The organism is Mycobacterium sp. E3339 (genome assembly GCF_001666915.1).
Lineage (GTDB): Bacteria > Actinomycetota > Actinomycetes > Mycobacteriales > Mycobacteriaceae > Mycobacterium.
In genome coordinates, this window is record NZ_LZIZ01000104.1 from 1 (window position 1) to 17,658 (window position 17,658).

Consider the following 17,658-nt stretch of genomic DNA (forward strand, 5'->3'; position numbering starts at 1 on the left):
ACTCGGCCAACACCACCGCCGTGGCCGCCACCCGCTGCGCCGTCTTACCCGACACCACCAACGTCGACACCCCACCCACGGGACCGGCGTCGTCGACCGGCGCCAGTTCCGGGCCCTGTTCGATGATCGCGTGCGCATTCGTCCCGCCCAGCCCGAACGAGGACACCGCCGCGCGGCGCGGACCGGAATCCGACGGCCATTCGATGTTTTCGACGGGCACGAAGAGCCGGGTCGACGACGCGTCGATGGCCGGATTCCATTGGGAGAAGTGCAGATTCGGTGGAATTTGGCCGCGCTGCACCGCCAGCACCGCCTTGATGAAGCCGGCCACCCCGGACGCGGCCTCCAGGTGGCCGATGTTGGTCTTGACCGCGCCCAGCGCGCAGGAGCCCGCGCCGCGGCCGTAAGTGGCTGCCAGCGCCTCGAATTCGATAGGGTCGCCCAGTGCCGTTCCGGTCCCGTGGGTCTCCACGTAGTTCACGCTTTCCGGCGCCAGGTCGGCCGAGCGCAGCGCGTCGGCGATCACATCGCACTGGGCGGCCGTGTTGGGCGCGGTGATGCCGTTCGAGCGCCCGTCGGAGTTGACCGCCGAGCCGCGCACGACGGCCAACACCCGATCGCCGTCGCGCACCGCGTCGGTCAACCGCTTGAGCACCACCACGCCCGCGCCCTCACCGCGCACGAACCCATCGGCCGCCGCGTCGAAGGTGGCGCACCGTCCGCGCGGTGACAACAGACCCCATGCCGAGATGGCGATCTGAGTTTCGGGACGCAGGGTCACGCTGACCCCGCCGGCCAGGGCCAGGTCGCTCTCGCGGGATCGCAGGCTTTGGCAGGCCAGGTGGATCGCCGCCAAGGACGACGAACACGCGGTGTCCACCGCCACCGCCGGGCCGCGCAGACCCAGCAGATACGAAATCCGGCCGGCGGTGATGCTGTGCGAATTTCCCGTTCCCGTGTAGGCGTCCACGCGCTCGGGGCTGGAGGCCAACATGGACTGGTATTCGTTGAAGTAGGCGCCGATCATCACGCCGGTTCGCGTATCGGCCAGCGAATCCGTTGGGATGCCGGCATGTTCGAGGGCCTCCCAGGCGACCTCGAGCGTCATCCGCTGCTGCGGGTCCATCGACGCGGCCTCGCGCGGCGTGATGCCGAAGAATTCCGCGTCGAAGCCCGCGATGTCGGGCACGAACCCACCCCACTTGGTGGTCATATGACCGGGCGTCAGGGGGTCGGGACTGTAGAACGCCTCCGCGTCCCACCGGTCCGCCGGGATCCCCGAAATCGCATTCCGGCCCTCGACCAACAACTCCCAGAAGCTGTCCGGTCCCGTCACACCGCCCGGGAATCGGCACCCGATTCCCACCACGGCGACCGGTTCCGCGGTCACCGTGCGTGCGGCGCGGGCGAATTCTTCGGACAGGGCGGTGCGCTGCTGCGCCGTCATGCCCGAGACGCGGCTGAAGAGACTGCGCATCAAGCGGGCTCCTCGGCGGTGACGGACGACGACTCGATGCGATCGAACAGGCTGTCCAACGTGCTTCCCGCCGAGGCGGATAACGCCGCGATCTCGTCGTGTCCGGATTCCGTGGTGGGCGCGACCATCTTGGTGAGCTGGTCGGCCAACGCGGAGACGGTGGGATGGTTGAACAGCATGATCGTCGAGATTTCGACACCGACCAGGTTTTCGGCCTCCCGGCGAATCGCCATGGCCATCAGGGAATTCAGGCCGAGCTCGGCGAGCGGGCGGTCGTTTTCCAGCTCCGGTTCGGGAATGCGCAACTCGCGGGCGACGATGGCGCGCAGCCCGCTTTGCAACTCCGCGCGCACCTGTGCCGACGTCAGATGTGACCAATCCCGCGCCGGGATCACCGATGCGCCCTCGGAGTCGGCCAACAGGTCGTCGACGATGCGCAGCGAGCCGCGCATCCGGTAGGCCTCGGCCAGCAGTGGCCAGTCCGCGTCCACCACCACCGAGTGCGGACCGGCCGCCGGGTTCATCGCCGACGACAGCGCCGCGATGGCGACGTCGTCGTCCATGGGTACCAGTCCGGTTCCCACGCTCACCTGGCCGGCGTCGCCGTCGCTGTCGGCCAGGGATTTCCACAGCCCCCAGTTGATCGTGGTGGCCGGAAGGCCAAGGGCGCGCCGGGCGTATGCCAGGGCGTCCAGGTAGCCGCTGGTGGCGGTGTAGTGGGCCAGCCACCGCGAACCGGTGAGGCCGGAGATCGAGGAGAACAACACGAAGTGGCGCACCGGGGTGGTCAGCGACAGCCGGTGCAACACCGCGGCGGCTACCCCACCGGCGTTGTCGCGCAAGGCTTCTCGGGCCCCGTCCGGCGCGCGTGCCGGCAACGGCAACGGCAACCACCGTCCGCTCGATGACTGGTCCTATGAGGTGTCCTGGCCCGCGCGGCCCCTCGCCGACGGAGGATCGTCGACCGCGGGCGGCGACCGGTGGCTGGTGCTGGGCGACACCGACCTGGCCGCCGAACTGAGCCGCATCACGGGTTCCCGCGTCGACAGGTGGGCTTGCACCGACGACGCGGCCTTCCTCGGCGCGCTGGACGGTGTCGACCGAGTGGTGTACGCACCGCCCGCCTCCGATGCGTCAGTCCCGTTGGCCTATCGGCTGTTTCATGAGGCGCGCCAGATCGCCGCGGCGATGGCCGCCGCGGGATCGCCGGCCAAGTTGTTCACGCATCAGGGGTTGCAGGGGGTCCATGGCCGGGTTGTGCGGGGCGACTTCGATGTTGACCCGGCTGGCGAACCGGTTCTGGGCGCGCACGGTGGTGATGAGTGCGTCGATGTGTGCGGTGGGCCCGGCGATCACGGTTTGGCGGGGGGAGTTGTAGATGCCCAGGGTGACCTGGGGGTGGGCGGCGATGAGGTCTTCGGTGGCGGCGGCGTCGAGTTCGAGCAGGGCCATGGCGCCCTGGCCGGACAGCGGGGCCATCAGCGCCGAACGGGTGGCGGTCACGCGCAGGCCCTGGGCGGGGGTCAGGGCGCCGGCGACCACGGCGGCGGCGACTTCGCCCATCGAGTGGCCGATGACCAGATCGGGGGTGATGCCATAGGAGCGCCACAGCGCGCTCAGCGCCAGCTGCATGCCGAACACCCCGAGCTGGATCTGCTCGATACCGACCAGCTCGGTGCCGGTGGCGATCACCTCGTGCAGCGAAAACCCGGCCTGGGCCACGAAATCGGGGTCCAGCTCGGCCAGCGCGGCGGCGAAGGCGGGTTCCTCGGCCAACAGCTGGCGGCCCATGCCGGCCCACTGCGAACCGCGACCGGAATACACAAACACCGTGCCCGGCCCGACATTCTCGGCCGGGGCCACCACCCCCGGGGCGTGCTGGCCGGCGGCCAGCGCCCGCAACCCGGCCACCGCCGCGCCCCGATCCCGGGCCACCACCGTGCCAAAACGCGCCGCACGCGAGCGGTGATGATTGAGCGTGTGGGCCACCTCCGCCAGCCCCACCCCGGCCCCGGCACCGTCCATCCACTCGGCCAACACCACCGCCGTGGCCGCCACCCGCTGCGCCGTCTTACCCGACACCACCAACGTCGACACCCCACCCGCGCCATCGGCGGGAGCGCTCGGGCTGACGTCCTGACCCTGCTCGATCACCACGTGCGCGTTCGTGCCGCCGAACCCGAACGAGGACACCCCGGCCCGGCGCGGATGCGCCCGCTTCGGCCAACTGGTCTGGCTGCGAACCACTTTCATGCGCAACTCGTCGAACGGAATGTGCGGGTTCGGGCTTTCGAAGCGCTGATTGGGCGGGATCTGGCCGCGCTGCACCGCCAGCACCGCCTTGATGAAACCCGCGATGCCCGCCGCCGCCTCGGTGTGGCCGAGGTTCGTCTTGACCGCGCCGATGAGCAGGGGGGCATCCTCGGCACGCCCCCGACCGAGCACCGTGCCGAGGGCGCGGGCTTCGATGGGATCGCCCAATAACGTTCCGGTGCCGTGGGTTTCGACGTAGTCGACGTCGCTCGGCTGCATTCCCGCGTTGCGGTAGGCGGCCCGCAGGACCGCCATCTGCGCCGCCGGGTTCGGGGCCATCAGGCCGTTGGAGCGGCCGTCGGAGTTGATCGCCGAGCCGCAGATCACCGCGAGCACACGGTCGCCGTCGCGCTGCGCGTCGGTCAACCGCTTGAGCACCACCACGCCCGCGCCCTCACCGCGCACGAACCCATCGGCCGCCGCGTCGAACGCGCGGCACTTGCCCGTCGGCGACAACGCGCCCACCTGGTCGAAGCCGCGAAACACCGCCGGCGACAACAACAGATTCACACCGGCCGCGATGGCCAGCTGGGAATCCTCGGTCCGCAGGCTCTGGCAGGCCAGGTGGATGGCGACCAACGACGACGAACACGCCGTGTCGACCGCCACCGACGGGCCGCGCAGGTCGAGGAAGTACGACAGGCGGTTCGCGATGATGCTCATCGCACCGCCGGTGTTGCTCCAGCCGTCGACACCGCAGAAGTCGTTGGAGGCGATGGCGCCGTATTCGCTCAGACACGCGCCGGCGAAGACGCCCGTCTGCGACCGGCGCAGGGAACTCGGCGGAATTCCCGCGTGCTCCAACGCTTCCCACGCCACCTCCAGCAGCAGGCGCTGCTGGGGGTCCATCTTGTCCGCTTCGCTCGGGGAGATCTCGAAGAACTCGGCGTCGAAGGCGTCGATGTCGGGCAGGAACGACCCCCACCGCGTCGTGCGGGCGAGCGCCGCCGCCACGTCGGGCTCGCCGGATTCGAACGGTCGCCACCGTTCCGGGGGCACCTGGCCGATCGAGCAACCCCGCGCGCTCAGGAACTGCCAGAACTCCTCGGGCCCCGATATGCCCGGGAAGCGGCAGCCCATCCCGATGACAGCGATCGGCTCGTCGAGCGAGTTGCGACCCGGGCGCTTGAGCGTGGCGTCGTCCTCCGGCTCGGGCTCGGGTGCGGTGAGGTAGGCGGCCAGGGCGTTGATCGTCGGATGCTGCCAGAAGTCGACCGGGGATACCTTCTTGCCCAACAACTCTGACAGCTCCCCGGACAGCACCACCACTTCGCGGGAGCTCACCCCGAGGTCGGCCAGCGATAGGTTGGGGTCGACTTCGTCGGGCGTGCAGCCGATGTTGGTCACCAGATAGTCGACCAACCAGTGGCGCAAGTCGGCTTCGCCACCGATGCCTGACGTCATACCGTCACGTCCAGCCTTTGGAATCCGTCGCTTTGGTAGCGTTCGACGCACGCCGAACGCCGGACTTTGCCGCTGGTGGTGATCGGTATCGACCCCGGTGACACCAGCACGAGGTCGGCGACTCGCACGCTGTGCGACCTCGAAATCGCCGAGGTGACTTCGCGTTTCACCGACCGCAGCCGCAGCAGGGCCTCTTCCTCGGACGCGCCGCGCCCCTTCAGCTCGATGATCGCCACCAGCTGCTCGGTGATGTCGTCGGGAACCGATATCGCCGCGACCCGGCCGCCGGTGATTTCCTGGATGGTCGCCTCGATGTCGTCCGGATAGTGGTTGCGCCCGTCGACGATGAGCAGGTCCTTGATGCGGCCCATGATGAACAATTCGCCGTCGGAGATGACGCCCAGGTCGCCCGTCCGCAGCCACGGGCCCGCCGGGGATCCCGGCGCGGGATCGGTCAGTTCGGCGTGGAACACACGCGACGTCTGCTCCGGCTTGCGCCAATACCCCAGGGCCACGTGGTCGCCACGCACCCAGATCTCTCCGACGGTGCCCGCCGGGCTCTCGGTCATGCTCTCGGGGTTGACGATTCGCACGGCGGCGGGATCGGGCGAACCGTAGCTGATGAGCTCCGTGCCGACCGTGCCCTCGGTTCCGCATGGCGTGGCCCGACCGGCGGTCAGGTGTTCATAGTCGAAACGGACGGTTTTGAGCATGGTGTGGGGCTCGGGACCGGCCACGTACAGCGTCGCCTCGGCGAGCCCGTAGCAGGGGCGGACGGTCGTCGGGCGCAGGCCGAACGGGGCGAACCGTTCGCTGAAGCGCTTCACGGTTGCGACGTGAATTCGTTCGCTGCCGCTGACAATGGTGTGCACGTCACCAAGGTCCAGGCCCGCCATGTCGTCGTCGGACGTCCTGCGCACGGCCAGTTCGAACGCGAAATTCGGGGCCGCGGAAAAGCACTGGCCGTTGGTGGCAAGCGTTTTCATCCAGCGGGCCGGGCGTTGCAGGAACGCCATCGGGCTCATCAATACCGCGCTGCGATTGGTCACCAGCGGGGCACAGACGCCCAGGATCAGGCCCATGTCGTGGAACAGCGGCAGCCACGACACCAAGGACAAATTGGCGGGGAGTTGTTCCGGCTCACCGAAAAAGGCGTACATGCATTGCGACACGTTGGTGACGACGTTGTCGTGCGACACGATCACCCCGGCCGGCGTGCGCGTGGACCCGGAGGTGTACTGCAGATAACCGGCACCCGAGGAAAATCGCCGAGCGGGCGGGAATTCGCGGGGCGAATCGAGGTCGAGCAGGTCGACTTCGATGACCAACGGCGCGGGGTGGCCGTCCTGGCCGCAGGCGTACTTGTTGACGTCGCTGACCACCCCTGACGTGGTGAGGATGGCGACCGGGTTGCAGTCGCGAAGCACGGAGGAAATCCGCTCGTCGTGCACGCCATAGAGCGGCGTCGAGAGCGGAACCGCGATGAAGCCCGCCTGCAGCGCCCCGAAGAAGGCGGCCACATACTCCAGGCCCTGGGGCGCCGATATCGCCACCCGATCGCCGGGGGAGCCGCAGAGCGCCAGCTCCTCAGCAACGATGCGAGCGCGGCGGTAAACCTGCGCCCAGGTCAGGTGTTCAGCAAACCCGTTAGGGTCCTGTTCGTAGTCGATGAACGTGAACGCCGTCGCGTCGGGCCGGTGCTCGGCCCGGTCCTGCAGCAACGCAGGAATGGAGATGTCGGTCACCGGCATTTGCTTACCTTCCCGTGCGCTGACGCCGTTGGGTGCCCGCACGCAACGTGCGTGCCGCGCGTCGAGCGGCTTCCCCGGTTACCGACAACCACTCTCGTGAAGCAACCTAAGCATTCTTTGCGGGTGGGGACTTCCGATTTACAAAATCAAAACGAGATGTAGCCCACAGTGCCGCTCGTGCCGTGACCGGTCCCGTGGGGCATGGCGGGGATCGCCGATCTTGCACCGTATAGAGGTAGTACGGGCGCGTGGCTAGTGGTGCGCCTGTTATACGAGTGACGAATAGTGCCAGGTCCGGGGGAGGGTGCGGGCTTTGCACCGCGCGGAGTTTCCCGGTCGGTTCTGGTACGGGCGCGCCTTTCCGGCGGGCCTGGCCCATGCCGATCGCGGCGGCCCGGGCCGGCGTCGACCGGGATCCGGACCGGCCGGCGGCTGTCCGGCGCCGGGCCCCGCGCGTCGCGTCCGCTCGCACACGAGATTCATGGCAAACGTTGGATCGGGGCGGTCCCGCCTCCTCGATCGCATCGGCCAGCCGACCGGCGTCGGCGCGGCAGCTAACTCGTGGAGCAACGAGCGAGGACCTTCTCCTCGATGTCCTTCACCAGTTCTGGCAAATGGTTGCTCAGGTAAAAGTGGTCGCCGGGGAACACGCGGAGACCGAAATCGTCGGTGGTGCGGTCGGACCAGGCCCGCATGTTGTCCTCGGCCACGATGACGTCGTTGTCTCCGACGAACCCGTAGATCGGGCACGACACGGTGACCTCCGGCGGATGCGTGTAGCCCGCGATCGCCCGGACGCTTTGCAGCGTGGGCAGGATCGTCAGGGCGAATTCGTCGTTGGCCAGCAGCTCGGGGTTGGTGTCGGTCACCTGGGCGACGACGTTGAGGATGTCGCGGTCCGATCCCTGCAGCTCCTTGTAGCGAATGTGACCCGGCGCCGCGCTCGATGAGATGAACAGGGCGGCGATCGGTTGCCCGGCGGCTTGAAACCTCAGCGCGACCTCGAAGGCCAACAGGCCGCCCATGCTGTGGCCAAAAAAGGTCACCGGCGCATTCGCCGGAGCGGAAGGCGCCATCATCGAATAGATTTCGTCGGCCAGCGCGGGAATGCTCGGGAGCTGCGTCAGTCCCTTTTCCCGCCCGGGGTATTGGACCGCAATGCGCTTGATATCCGCGGAGAACGCCCTGGCGAACGGAACGTAATAGGTCGCCGATCCGCCGGCGTGCGGAAATATATAAAGCGTCGGCGCGCCGCCGCCATCGCGGTCCGTGTTCACCGCGTCACCCTATACCGATGCGAATTTCGGCCCCCCGATATTGCCGGCCCGATATTGAGCCCACCGCCTGCGTGAGCGCCGCTGCAGAAGTGCTGGAACAATCGATGTCGTGTTCCGTTTGCCACGCAACCCGCTTTGCCGGGCGGCGGCGCGGCCGGCCGGCGACCGGGGCCCGCGTCGGGTGAATGTCCGACACACCGGCCTCGCCACCGCTGTCACAAAGGCAACACCAGGCACACTGGTAACAACAGGTTTTATGCAGACGCCAGGAGGAAGTGGCCGTGTACCGAGTCTTTGAAGCGCTCGACGAGTTGAGCGCCATCGTTGAAGAAGCACGCGGCGTCCCCATGACGGCGGGCTGCGTGGTGCCCCGTGGTGACGTGCTGGAACTGATCGACGACATCAAGGACGCGATCCCCGGCGAGCTCGACGACGCCCAGGACGTGCTCGATGCCCGTGACTCGATGCTGCAGGACGCCAAGTCGCACGCCGAATCCATGGTTTCCTCGGCGACGACCGAGTCGGAGTCGATGCTCAACCACGCCCGCGCGGAGGCCGACCGGCTGCTGTCCGACGCAAAATCGCAGGCCGACCGCATGGTGAGCGAGGCGCGCCAGCACAGCGAGCGGATGGTCGGCGAGGCCCGCGAGGAGGCGATGCGCATCGCCACGGCGGCGAAACGCGAGTACGAGGCCAGCGTGGGCCGCGCCCAGGCCGAAGCCGACCGGCTGCTCGAGAACGGCAACATCTCCTACGAGAAGGCCGTGCAGGAGGGCATCAAAGAGCAGCAGCGGCTGGTGTCGCAGAACAGCGTGGTGGAAGCCGCCAACGCCGAGGCCACCCGCCTCATCGACTCGGCGCACGCGGAGGCCGACCGGCTGCGCGGCGAATGCGACATCTACGTCGACAACAAGCTGGCCGAGTTCGAGGAATTCCTCAACGGCACCTTGCGCTCCGTCGGGCGCGGCCGTCACCAGCTCCGGACGGCGGCCGGCACGCACGACTACGCGGTGCGCTAGCGGAGTCGACCGGGCGGCCGCACCCTGGAAATATGCGGTTCGCGCCGTAGGATTTCTCCTATGACGCGGCAGCACGGCACCACCTCGCAGCGCCATTCGAGCTCGGCGATGACGATTGACATCACCCGCCTCGGGCGGCGGCCCGGCGCGATGGTGACCCTGCGAAAAACCGTGCCCAGCCCGTCGCGCATCGGCCTGGACATGATCGCGATCGAGGCGGGCGCGCCGTTGGAGCTGGACCTGCAGGTGCAGTCCGTTTCCGAAGGCGTGCTGGTGACCGGCACGGTCGACGCACCCACCGTCGGCGAATGCTGCCGTTGCCTGACGCCGGTCGACGGCCGGGTGCGGGTCCGGTTGACCGAATTGTTCGCCTATCCCGACAGCACGACGGAGGCGACCACCGAGGAGGACGAGGTCGGTCACATCGTCGTCGACACCATCGACCTCGAGCAGTCGATCGTCGACGCCGTCGGGTTGGAGCTGCCGTTTTCGCCGGTGTGCACCGACGATTGCCCCGGCCTGTGCCCCGAATGCGGGGTTGCCCTGGCGGCCGAGCCGGGCCATCACCACGAGCGCGTCGACCCGCGGTTTGCCAAGCTGGCCGGCATGTTTCCCGAGCCGGACGCGTCGCGGGGTGACCGATGACGTCGCGCCAGGACCTGCTCGACGCGCTGGGGGTCGAGCTGCCCGACGAGTTGCTCTCGCTGGCGCTGACGCACCGCAGTTACGCCTACGAGCACGGCGGGCTGCCGACCAACGAACGGCTGGAGTTTCTCGGCGACGCCGTGCTGGGCCTGACCGTCACCGACGAGCTTTACCACCGGCATCCGGAACGTTCCGAAGGTGACCTGGCCAAGCTGCGGGCCAGCGTGGTCAACACCCAGGCGCTGGCCGACGTCGCACGCAGGCTGTCCGCCGACGGGCTGGGCGCCCACCTGTTCCTGGGGCGCGGGGAGGCCAACACCGGTGGCGCCGACAAGTCGAGCATCTTGGCCGACGGCATGGAATCCCTGCTCGGCGCCATCTACCTGCAGCACGGGATCGACACGGCCCGCGAAGTGATCCTGCGGCTGTTCGGCCCGCTGCTGGACGCCGCGCCGACCCTGGGGGCCGGCCTGGACTGGAAGACCAGCCTGCAAGAGCTGACGGCGGCGCGCGGGATGGGCGCGCCGTCCTACGTCGTGACCTCCACCGGCCCGGACCACGACAAGGAATTCACCGCGGTCGTCGTCGTGATGGACACCGAGTACGGGTCCGGGGTGGGGCGCTCCAAGAAGGAGGCCGAGCAGAAGGCCGCCGCCGCGACGTGGAAGGCCCTGGACGTGCTGGACACCGCCGTTCCCGGCAACTAGATGCCGGAGCTACCCGAGGTCGAGGTGGTGCGCCGCGGCTTGCAGGCCCGCGTCGTGGGCAAAACCATCACCGCCGTGCGGGTGCACCATCCCCGCGCGGTGCGCCGGCACGAGGCCGGGCCGGCCGACCTCACCGCCCGGCTGCTCGACGCCAAGGTCACCGGCACCGATCGGCGCGGCAAGTATCTGTGGCTGCTGCTGGACGGCCCGGGCGATCCGGACAGCGCACTCGTCGTGCACCTGGGCATGAGCGGTCAGATGCTGCTCGGGACGGTGCCGCGCGCCGACCACGTGCGCATCTCCGCGCTGCTCGACGACGGGACCGTGCTGAGCTTCGCCGACCAACGCACCTTCGGCGGCTGGATGCTCGCCGATCTGGTGAGCGTGGACGGCAGCGTCGTGCCGGCGCCCGTCGCGCACCTCGCGCGCGACCCGCTCGACCCGCTGTTCGACCGCGACGCCGTGGTGGATGTGTTGCGGCGCAAGCATTCCGAGATCAAGCGGCAGCTTCTCGATCAAACGGTGGTGTCGGGGATCGGCAACATCTATGCCGACGAGGCGCTGTGGCGGGCCAAGGTCAACGGCGCCCGGATCGCCGCCTCGCTGAGCCGCCGGCGGCTGGGGGAAGTCCTGGACGCCGCGGCAGACGTGATGCGCGACGCGCTGGCGCAGGGCGGGACCTCGTTCGACTCGCTCTACATCAATGTCAACGGCGAATCGGGGTACTTCGACCGGTCGCTGGATGCCTACGGCCGCGACGGGCAGAACTGCCGGCGCTGCGGCGCCGTGATACGCCGGGAGAAGTTCATGAACCGGTCGTCGTTCTACTGTCCGAAATGCCAGCCCCGGCCGCGGCCTTGAGGCGCGTTTGCAAGAAAGGTGAGGTTATCCTCACCTGGCATCGTTATCCTGGTCGACATGGTGTACGCGTGGAGTCGGGTCGGCTAGTGCGGCGATCGGGTTCCCCAACCGTGCTGGCCCACCTCACGCCGGGCCAGCGGGCGAGGATCGTGGGTGTGGCCCCGGCCGCATCCCCCGTGGTCGCGGGTCGATTGCGCCAGCTGGGCTTCCGTCCGTCGTCCGACGTCGAGGTCATTCGGCGCGCCCCGATGGGCGACCCGACCATCTACCGCGTTCAGGACACCGAACTGTGCCTGCGCCGCCGCGAGGCGCGGCTGATCCAGGTCGACCCGGGGAGCGTCGCATGACGTCCTGCCACGAGGAAGGCGCCGCCGTCGCGGTTGTGGGTGCGGCGCGGGTCGCGCTGGTGGGCAGCCCCAACGCGGGCAAGACCTCGGTGTTCAACCACCTCACCGGGCTGCGCGCCAAGACCGGCAACTACCCGGGCGTCACCGTCGGGCGCCGGGTCGGCGTCACGAAGGTGGACGGCGCCGAGATCGCGGTTGAGGACCTGCCCGGCACCTACAGCCTGGAGCCCATCAGCCCGGACGAACAGGTGGTGGCCGACCTGCTGGCCGGCAACTTCGCCGACGCCGGCCGTCCCGACGCGATCGTCCTGGTGGCCGACGCCACCACCCTGCACCGCTCGATCACGCTCGTGGCCCAGGTGATGCGGCTCGACGTTCCGTGCCTGTTGGCACTGACCATGACCGACGAGCTGACCGCGCGCGGCGGCGGCATCGACGTCGACGCGTTGTCGACGGCGCTGGGCATTCCGGTGATCCCGGTGATCGCGCACCGCGGCGGGGGCATCGACACCCTGCGCGCCCAGCTGGCGTCCTTCGACCGGTGGCAGCGGCCCCCGATCCTGCCCCCGGGCGGCAACGACGCCATCGACGCGTGGGGCAAATCGGTGCTCGGTGCGGCCAAATACGTTGCGCCACAACCGGATAGGCGGACACGCGGCATCGACGCGATCGTGCTGCACCCGCTGTGGGGGACCATCATCTTCTTCGCGGTGATGTTCTGCTTCTTCCAGGTCGTCTTCACCGTGGCCGCGCCGTTGCAGGACCGCGTGAGCCAGGGGCTGGGTTGGCTCGGCGCGCTCGTCAGCGACCACGTCGGCAATTACGTCGTGCGCGGCCTGCTCGGCCAGGGCCTCATCGGCGGCGTGGGCACGGTGCTCCAGTTCATCCCGCAGATCGTGTTGTTGTTCCTGCTGATCGCGCTGCTGGAAAACATCGGGTACATGGCGCGGGCGGCGTTCCTGATGGATCGCGTGATGGCCGCGACGGGACTGGAGGGCCGCGCGTTCGTCGCGATGCTGTCGTCGTTCGCGTGCGCCATCCCGGGGATCATGGCCACCCGAACCCTGCCGTCGTCGCGCGATCGGATCGCCACCATCATCACGGCACCGTTGATGACCTGCTCCGCCCGGCTTCCGGTGTTCACCCTGCTGGTGGGGCTGCTGGTTTCGCCGCAGACCCAGTGGTGGGGCTTCAGCGCGCAGGGCGTCGCGATGTTCCTGCTGTACCTGTGCGGCGGCACCTCGGCGCTGATCGCCGCGTCGTTGTTCAAGTCGACGATCCTGCGCAGCGATCTGCTCCCGTTCACGATGGAGCTACCGCCGTACCGCTTCCCGTCGCCCAAGAACGTGCTGATCACCATGTGGGATTCGGCCAAGGTGTTCCTGCGCAAGGCCGGAACCATCATCCTGGGCACCTCCGTGGTGCTGTGGGTGCTGCTGAATCTTCCTGCGCGCCAATCCGAAACCGCGAGCATGTCGCCGACGGAGACCACCGCCTACGTGATGGACCACAGCTACGCCGCGGACGTCGGCAAGGCGATTGGGCCGGTGTTCGCCCCGCTCGGCTTCGATTGGCGCATCAACGTCGCCCTGCTCGGCTCGTTCTCGGCGCGTGAGGTCTTCGTCTCGACCCTCGGCCAGGTATCCGCGGCGACGAACCCGGACGATCCGCACGAGGCCTTGGTCACCATGAGCGCCGACGACGGCCACAAGGTGTTCACCGCGCCGACCGTCATCGCGTTGATGGTGTACTTCATCTTCGCGCTGCAATGCATGTCGACCGTCGCGGTGATGCGCCGCGAGACCAACTCGTGGCGATGGCCCGCGTTCGCCTGGTGCTACATGTTCGTGCTCGCCTGGACGATGGCGTTCGCGGCCCGCTCGATCGCGGTCGGGGTGGGCGCATGATCCCGATCCACGCCACCGCCACCGCGGACCCGCGCCGCCTGCGCTGGGTGGTCCCGCCCGATCGACTCCCGGCACGCGGCACCGTCCGGGGCGCCCCCGGCAGGCTCGGCGCCCTGCTGGACGGCGGGACGCTGGCCGAGGTCGTGGTCGGCGCCGACGACGTTCTGATCACGCTCGGAACCGGCGGCAGCTGGCGTGAGCTCGGCGACGACGTCCGCGAGGCGCTCGGCGAGGCGCTGCGGGAACCGGGCGCTTGGGCGGTCGACGAGTCGTCCGGCCCCGATCTGGAAACCGTTGCCGCGGAACTGCTTGCCGGGCCCGTCGGCGCGCTGGCCGCCTCGCACGGCGGGTCGATCGAGCTGGTCTCGGTGGCCGGCCACACCGTGACCGTGCGGATGGTCGGCGCCTGCGACGGGTGTCCGGCCGCGTCGTCGACCCTGCGGGACGTCTTCGAGCGTGAGCTGCGGCAACGAGTCGGCCCGCGGGTGATTGTCGTAAGCGAAAACAATTCGGCCGCAATCTCTTTCGGTAAGAAGCTGCTGTCGTTGATCGTCCGCTGACACGCTTGGCCCCGACTCGGCGGGGGTCGAGGCGCGCGGCCCGGTAAGAAGTAGGACATGACCGAACTGTGGGTGGAGCGCACGGGATCGCGCCGTTACACCGGATATAGCTCGCGCGGTGCGCAGGTGCTCGTCGGCTCGGAGGACGTCGAGGGCGTGTTCACCCCCGGCGAGCTGCTGAAGATCGCGCTCGCCGCATGCAGCGGGATGTCCAGCGACCAGCCGCTGGCCCGCCGGCTGGGCGATGACTACAAGGCGTTGGTCAGGGTGTCGGGCGCCGCCGACCGCGAGCGCGAGGTCTACCCGCTGCTGGAAGAGACGCTCGAGCTCGACCTGTCCGGGCTGTCCGAACAGGAGAAGGAGCGGCTGCTGGTGGTGGTCGACCGGGCGATCGACGCCGTCTGCACCGTCGGGCGCACGCTGAAGGCCGGCACACAGGTCAACTTCGAGGTCGCCGATGTCGGATCCTGACGTCCGGCTCACCGCCTGGGTGCACGGGCAGGTGCAGGGCGTCGGCTTCCGCTGGTGGACGCGCAGCCGGGCGCTCGAGCTGGGGCTTACCGGCTATGCGGCCAACCAGGCCGACGGCCGCGTGTTGGTGGTGGCCCAGGGGCCGCGCGAGGCCGGCGAGAAACTGCTGGCGCTGCTCGAGGGCGGCGAGGCCTGGCCGCCCAGGCCGGGCCGCGTCGACAAGGTGGTCGCCGACTGGTCGCAGCCGCAGGACCGCTTCGAGGGGTTCGTCGAGCGCTGAAGCGCACGCCGGAGCCGTGACTGATGTGGCCATTGTGGCCAGTGCGGCAAGGTGTACACGACGGCCGGATTTCGCGCCTCCCGACACCCCTCGGTGCGGGGGACGCGGGCGATTTGGGCGGTAGTCTGGCTCGCCGTGTACCTCAAGAGTCTGACGCTGAAGGGCTTCAAGTCCTTCGCTTCGCCGACGACTCTGCGTTTCGAGCCGGGCATCACCGCGGTCGTCGGGCCCAACGGCTCGGGCAAGTCCAACGTGGTTGACGCCCTGGCCTGGGTGATGGGGGAGCAGGGGGCGAAGACGCTGCGCGGCGGCAAGATGGAAGACGTCATCTTCGCCGGCACCTCGTCGCGCGCCCCGCTGGGCCGCGCCGAGGTCACCGTCACCATCGACAACTCCGACAACGCGCTGCCGATCGAATACTCCGAGGTGTCGATCACCCGCCGGATGTTCCGCGACGGCGCGAGCGAATACGAAATCAACGGCGCCAGTTGCCGTTTGATGGACGTGCAGGAGTTGCTCAGCGACTCGGGCATCGGCCGGGAGATGCACGTCATCGTCGGGCAGGGCAAGCTCGACGAGATCCTGCAGTCGCGACCCGAGGACCGCCGCGCCTTCATCGAAGAGGCCGCCGGGGTGCTCAAGCACCGCAAGCGCAAGGAAAAGGCGCTGCGCAAGCTCGACGCGATGTCGGCCAACCTCGCGCGGCTCACCGACCTGACCACCGAGCTGCGCCGCCAGCTCAAACCGCTGGGCCGCCAGGCCGAGGTGGCGCGCCGCGCCCAGACCATCCAGGCCGACCTGCGCGACGCCCGGCTGCGCCTGGCCGCCGACGACCTGGTCAACCGGCAGACCGAGCGCGACGCCATCTTCGAGGCCGAGGCCGCCATCCGCCGCGAGCACGACGAGGCCGCCGCCCGCCTGGCCGTGGCCTCGGAGGAGCTGACCGCCCACGAGGCGGCCGTCGCCGAGCTGTCGATCCGCGCGGAATCAGTGCAGCACACCTGGTTCGGGCTGTCCGCCCTGGCCGAGCGGGTGGCCGCGACGGTGCGCATCGCCAGCGAGCGCGCGCACCACCTCGACGTGGAGCCGGCGCCGCCCAATGACACCGACCCCGACGCGTTGGAGGCCGAGGCCGAGCGGGTCGCCGTCGCCGAGCGGCAGTTGCTGGGCGAACTCGCCGAGGCGCGCACCCGGCTGGACGCCGCCCGTGCCGAGCTGGGCGAGCGCGAACGCGAAGCCGCCGAGGCCGACCGGGCGCACCTGGCCGCCGTGCGGGCCGAGGCGGACCGGCGCGAGGGCCTGGCGCGCCTGGCCGGCCAGGTGGAGACCATGCGGGCGCGCGTCGAGTCCATCGACGACAGCGTCGCGCGGCTGTCCGAACGCATCGAGCAGGCCGCCGCCCGCGCGCAACAGTCCAAGGCGGAGTTCGAGACCGTGCAGGGCCGCGTCGGCGAGCTCGACCAGGGCGAGGTGGGCCTGGACGAGCACCACGAGCGGACCGTGGCCGCGTTGCGGTTGGCCGACGAACGCGTCGCCGAACTTCAATCCGCCGAGCGCGACGCCGAGCGCCGGGTGGCCTCGCTGCGGGCCCGCATCGACGCGCTCTCGGTCGGGCTGGAACGCAAGGACGGCGCGGCCTGGCTCACCCAAAACCACGCCGGCACAGGCCTTTTCGGGCCGATCGCCAAGCTGGTCAAGGTGCGTTCCGGCTACGAGGCGGCGCTGGCTGCGGTGCTGGGGTCGGCGGCCGACGCGCTGGCCGCCGAAAGCTTCGGCGCGGCCCGCTCCGCGGTCGCCGCGCTCAAGCGGGCCGACGGTGGGCGCGCCGCGCTGGTGCTCGGCGACTGGCCCGCCGACGAGCCCGCGGCGCGGGACGCCCTGCCCGGCACGGCCCGCTGGGCGCTGGACCTGATCGACGCGCCCGCGCGGCTGCGTGGCGCCATCACGGCGATGCTGTCGGGCGTCGCGGTGGTCGACGACCTGGATCAGGCGCTCGAGCTGGTGGCGGCGCGCCCCCAGCTGCGTGCCGTCACCCTCGACGGTGACCTGGTGGGTGCCGGCTGGGTGAGCGGCGGCTCGGACCGCAAGCTCTCCACGCTCGAGGTGACCTCGGAGATCGACAAGGCCGGCAGCGAGCTGGCCGCCGCGGAATCGCAGGTCGCCCAGCTGGCGGCGGCGCTGTCCGGCGCGCTGACCGAGCAGGCCGCCCGCCAGGACTCCGCGGAACAGGCGCTGGCCGCCCTCAACGAGTCCGACACCGCGATCTCGGCGATGTATGAGCAGCTGGGCCGGCTCGGGCAGGAGGCCCGCACCACCGAGGACGAGTGGAGCCGGCTGCTGCGGCAGCGCGAGGAGCTCGAAGCGGGTCGCGCGCAGACGGTCGAGGAAGTCACCGAACTGGAGAACCGGCTGCGCAACGCCCAGGAGACGCAGCACGTCAACGCCGAAGAGCCAAACCACGCGGAGGTTCGCCAGCGGATCGCGGCCGCCGCCGAGGCCGCCCGCAGCGCCGAGGTGGAGGCGCGGCTGGCCGTGCGGACCGCCGAGGAGCGGGCCAACGCGGTGCGCGGGCGGGCGGATTCGTTGCGCCGGGCCGCCGCCGCGGAACGCGAGGCCCGGCTGCGGGCCGACCAGCCTCG

14 protein-coding genes and 1 pseudogene are annotated in these 17,658 nt (G+C 69.6%); 10 read left to right on the forward strand and 5 right to left on the reverse strand.

All coding sequences use genetic code 11. From position 1 onward, the window contains the following. The 5 genes and pseudogenes from A5702_RS09745 to A5702_RS09765 all read right to left on the reverse strand — a co-directional run. Positions 1 to 1,480: type I polyketide synthase (locus tag A5702_RS09745; RefSeq protein ID WP_197506534.1), on the reverse strand; the 1,480-nt coding region annotated here is incomplete at its 3' end. Next, positions 1,477 to 2,361, reverse strand: coding sequence for a beta-ketoacyl reductase (locus tag A5702_RS09750; protein ID WP_231965032.1), 885 nt, complete (start codon positions 2,359 to 2,361; stop codon positions 1,477 to 1,479). The genes A5702_RS09750 and A5702_RS09745, both read right to left, overlap by 4 nt. 328 nt (positions 2,362 to 2,689) lie before the next feature. Then, a pseudogene (locus tag A5702_RS09755) lies at positions 2,690 to 5,194 on the reverse strand (beta-ketoacyl synthase N-terminal-like domain-containing protein); the annotation flags it as partial. Next, entirely contained in the window at positions 5,191 to 6,945 is a 1,755-nt protein-coding gene (fadD26, locus tag A5702_RS09760) for a long-chain-fatty-acid--AMP ligase FAAL26/FadD26 (protein ID WP_068220217.1), read from the reverse strand. The gene fadD26 and the pseudogene A5702_RS09755, both read right to left, overlap by 4 nt. Positions 6,946 to 7,499: 554 nt before the next feature. Beyond that, on the reverse strand, positions 7,500 to 8,222 hold the full coding sequence (locus tag A5702_RS09765; RefSeq protein WP_068220220.1) for a thioesterase II family protein: 723 nt from the start codon (positions 8,220 to 8,222) through the stop codon (positions 7,500 to 7,502). Between the two features lie 281 nt (positions 8,223 to 8,503). Here A5702_RS09765 and sepIVA point away from each other — a divergent pair, with 281 nt between their 5' ends. The 10 genes from sepIVA to smc form a co-directional block, all read left to right on the forward strand. After that, positions 8,504 to 9,241, forward strand: a complete 738-nt coding sequence (gene sepIVA / locus A5702_RS09770) for a cell division protein SepIVA (RefSeq protein WP_055405516.1) — start codon at positions 8,504 to 8,506, stop codon at positions 9,239 to 9,241. A gap of 60 nt (positions 9,242 to 9,301) precedes the next feature. Next, positions 9,302 to 9,886 (forward strand): DUF177 domain-containing protein, encoded by a 585-nt coding sequence (locus A5702_RS09775; RefSeq protein WP_197506535.1) that lies wholly within the window; start codon positions 9,302 to 9,304, stop codon positions 9,884 to 9,886. Continuing rightward, positions 9,883 to 10,593: a ribonuclease III gene (rnc, locus tag A5702_RS09780; protein ID WP_068220223.1), complete on the forward strand. Its 711-nt coding sequence runs from the start codon at positions 9,883 to 9,885 to the stop codon at positions 10,591 to 10,593. Before A5702_RS09775 ends, rnc begins: the two co-directional genes overlap by 4 nt. Continuing rightward, positions 10,594 to 11,454, forward strand: a complete 861-nt coding sequence (mutM, locus tag A5702_RS09785; protein WP_068220226.1) for a DNA-formamidopyrimidine glycosylase — start codon at positions 10,594 to 10,596, stop codon at positions 11,452 to 11,454. A gap of 110 nt (positions 11,455 to 11,564) precedes the next feature. Further along, the gene (locus A5702_RS09790) at positions 11,565 to 11,801 is read left to right on the forward strand and encodes a FeoA family protein (RefSeq protein WP_055404835.1); all 237 of its coding nucleotides are present in this window, start codon (positions 11,565 to 11,567) and stop codon (positions 11,799 to 11,801) included. Next, positions 11,798 to 13,708: a ferrous iron transporter B gene (locus A5702_RS09795; RefSeq protein ID WP_067817061.1), complete on the forward strand. Its 1,911-nt coding sequence runs from the start codon at positions 11,798 to 11,800 to the stop codon at positions 13,706 to 13,708. The genes A5702_RS09790 and A5702_RS09795 overlap by 4 nt, the downstream gene beginning before the upstream one ends. Next, positions 13,705 to 14,268, forward strand: coding sequence for a NifU family protein (locus A5702_RS09800; protein WP_068220229.1), 564 nt, complete (start codon positions 13,705 to 13,707; stop codon positions 14,266 to 14,268). Before A5702_RS09795 ends, A5702_RS09800 begins: the two co-directional genes overlap by 4 nt. A gap of 57 nt (positions 14,269 to 14,325) precedes the next feature. Further along, positions 14,326 to 14,739 (forward strand): OsmC family protein, encoded by a 414-nt coding sequence (locus tag A5702_RS09805; protein WP_068220232.1) that lies wholly within the window; start codon positions 14,326 to 14,328, stop codon positions 14,737 to 14,739. Then, a complete protein-coding gene (locus tag A5702_RS09810) occupies positions 14,726 to 15,019 on the forward strand; it encodes an acylphosphatase (protein WP_055404839.1) in 294 nt (97 codons plus the stop codon). The genes A5702_RS09805 and A5702_RS09810 overlap by 14 nt, the downstream gene beginning before the upstream one ends. A 135-nt stretch (positions 15,020 to 15,154) precedes the next feature. Next, on the forward strand, positions 15,155 to 17,658 hold a 2,504-nt coding region (smc, locus tag A5702_RS09815), incomplete at its 3' end, for a chromosome segregation protein SMC (protein WP_068220235.1).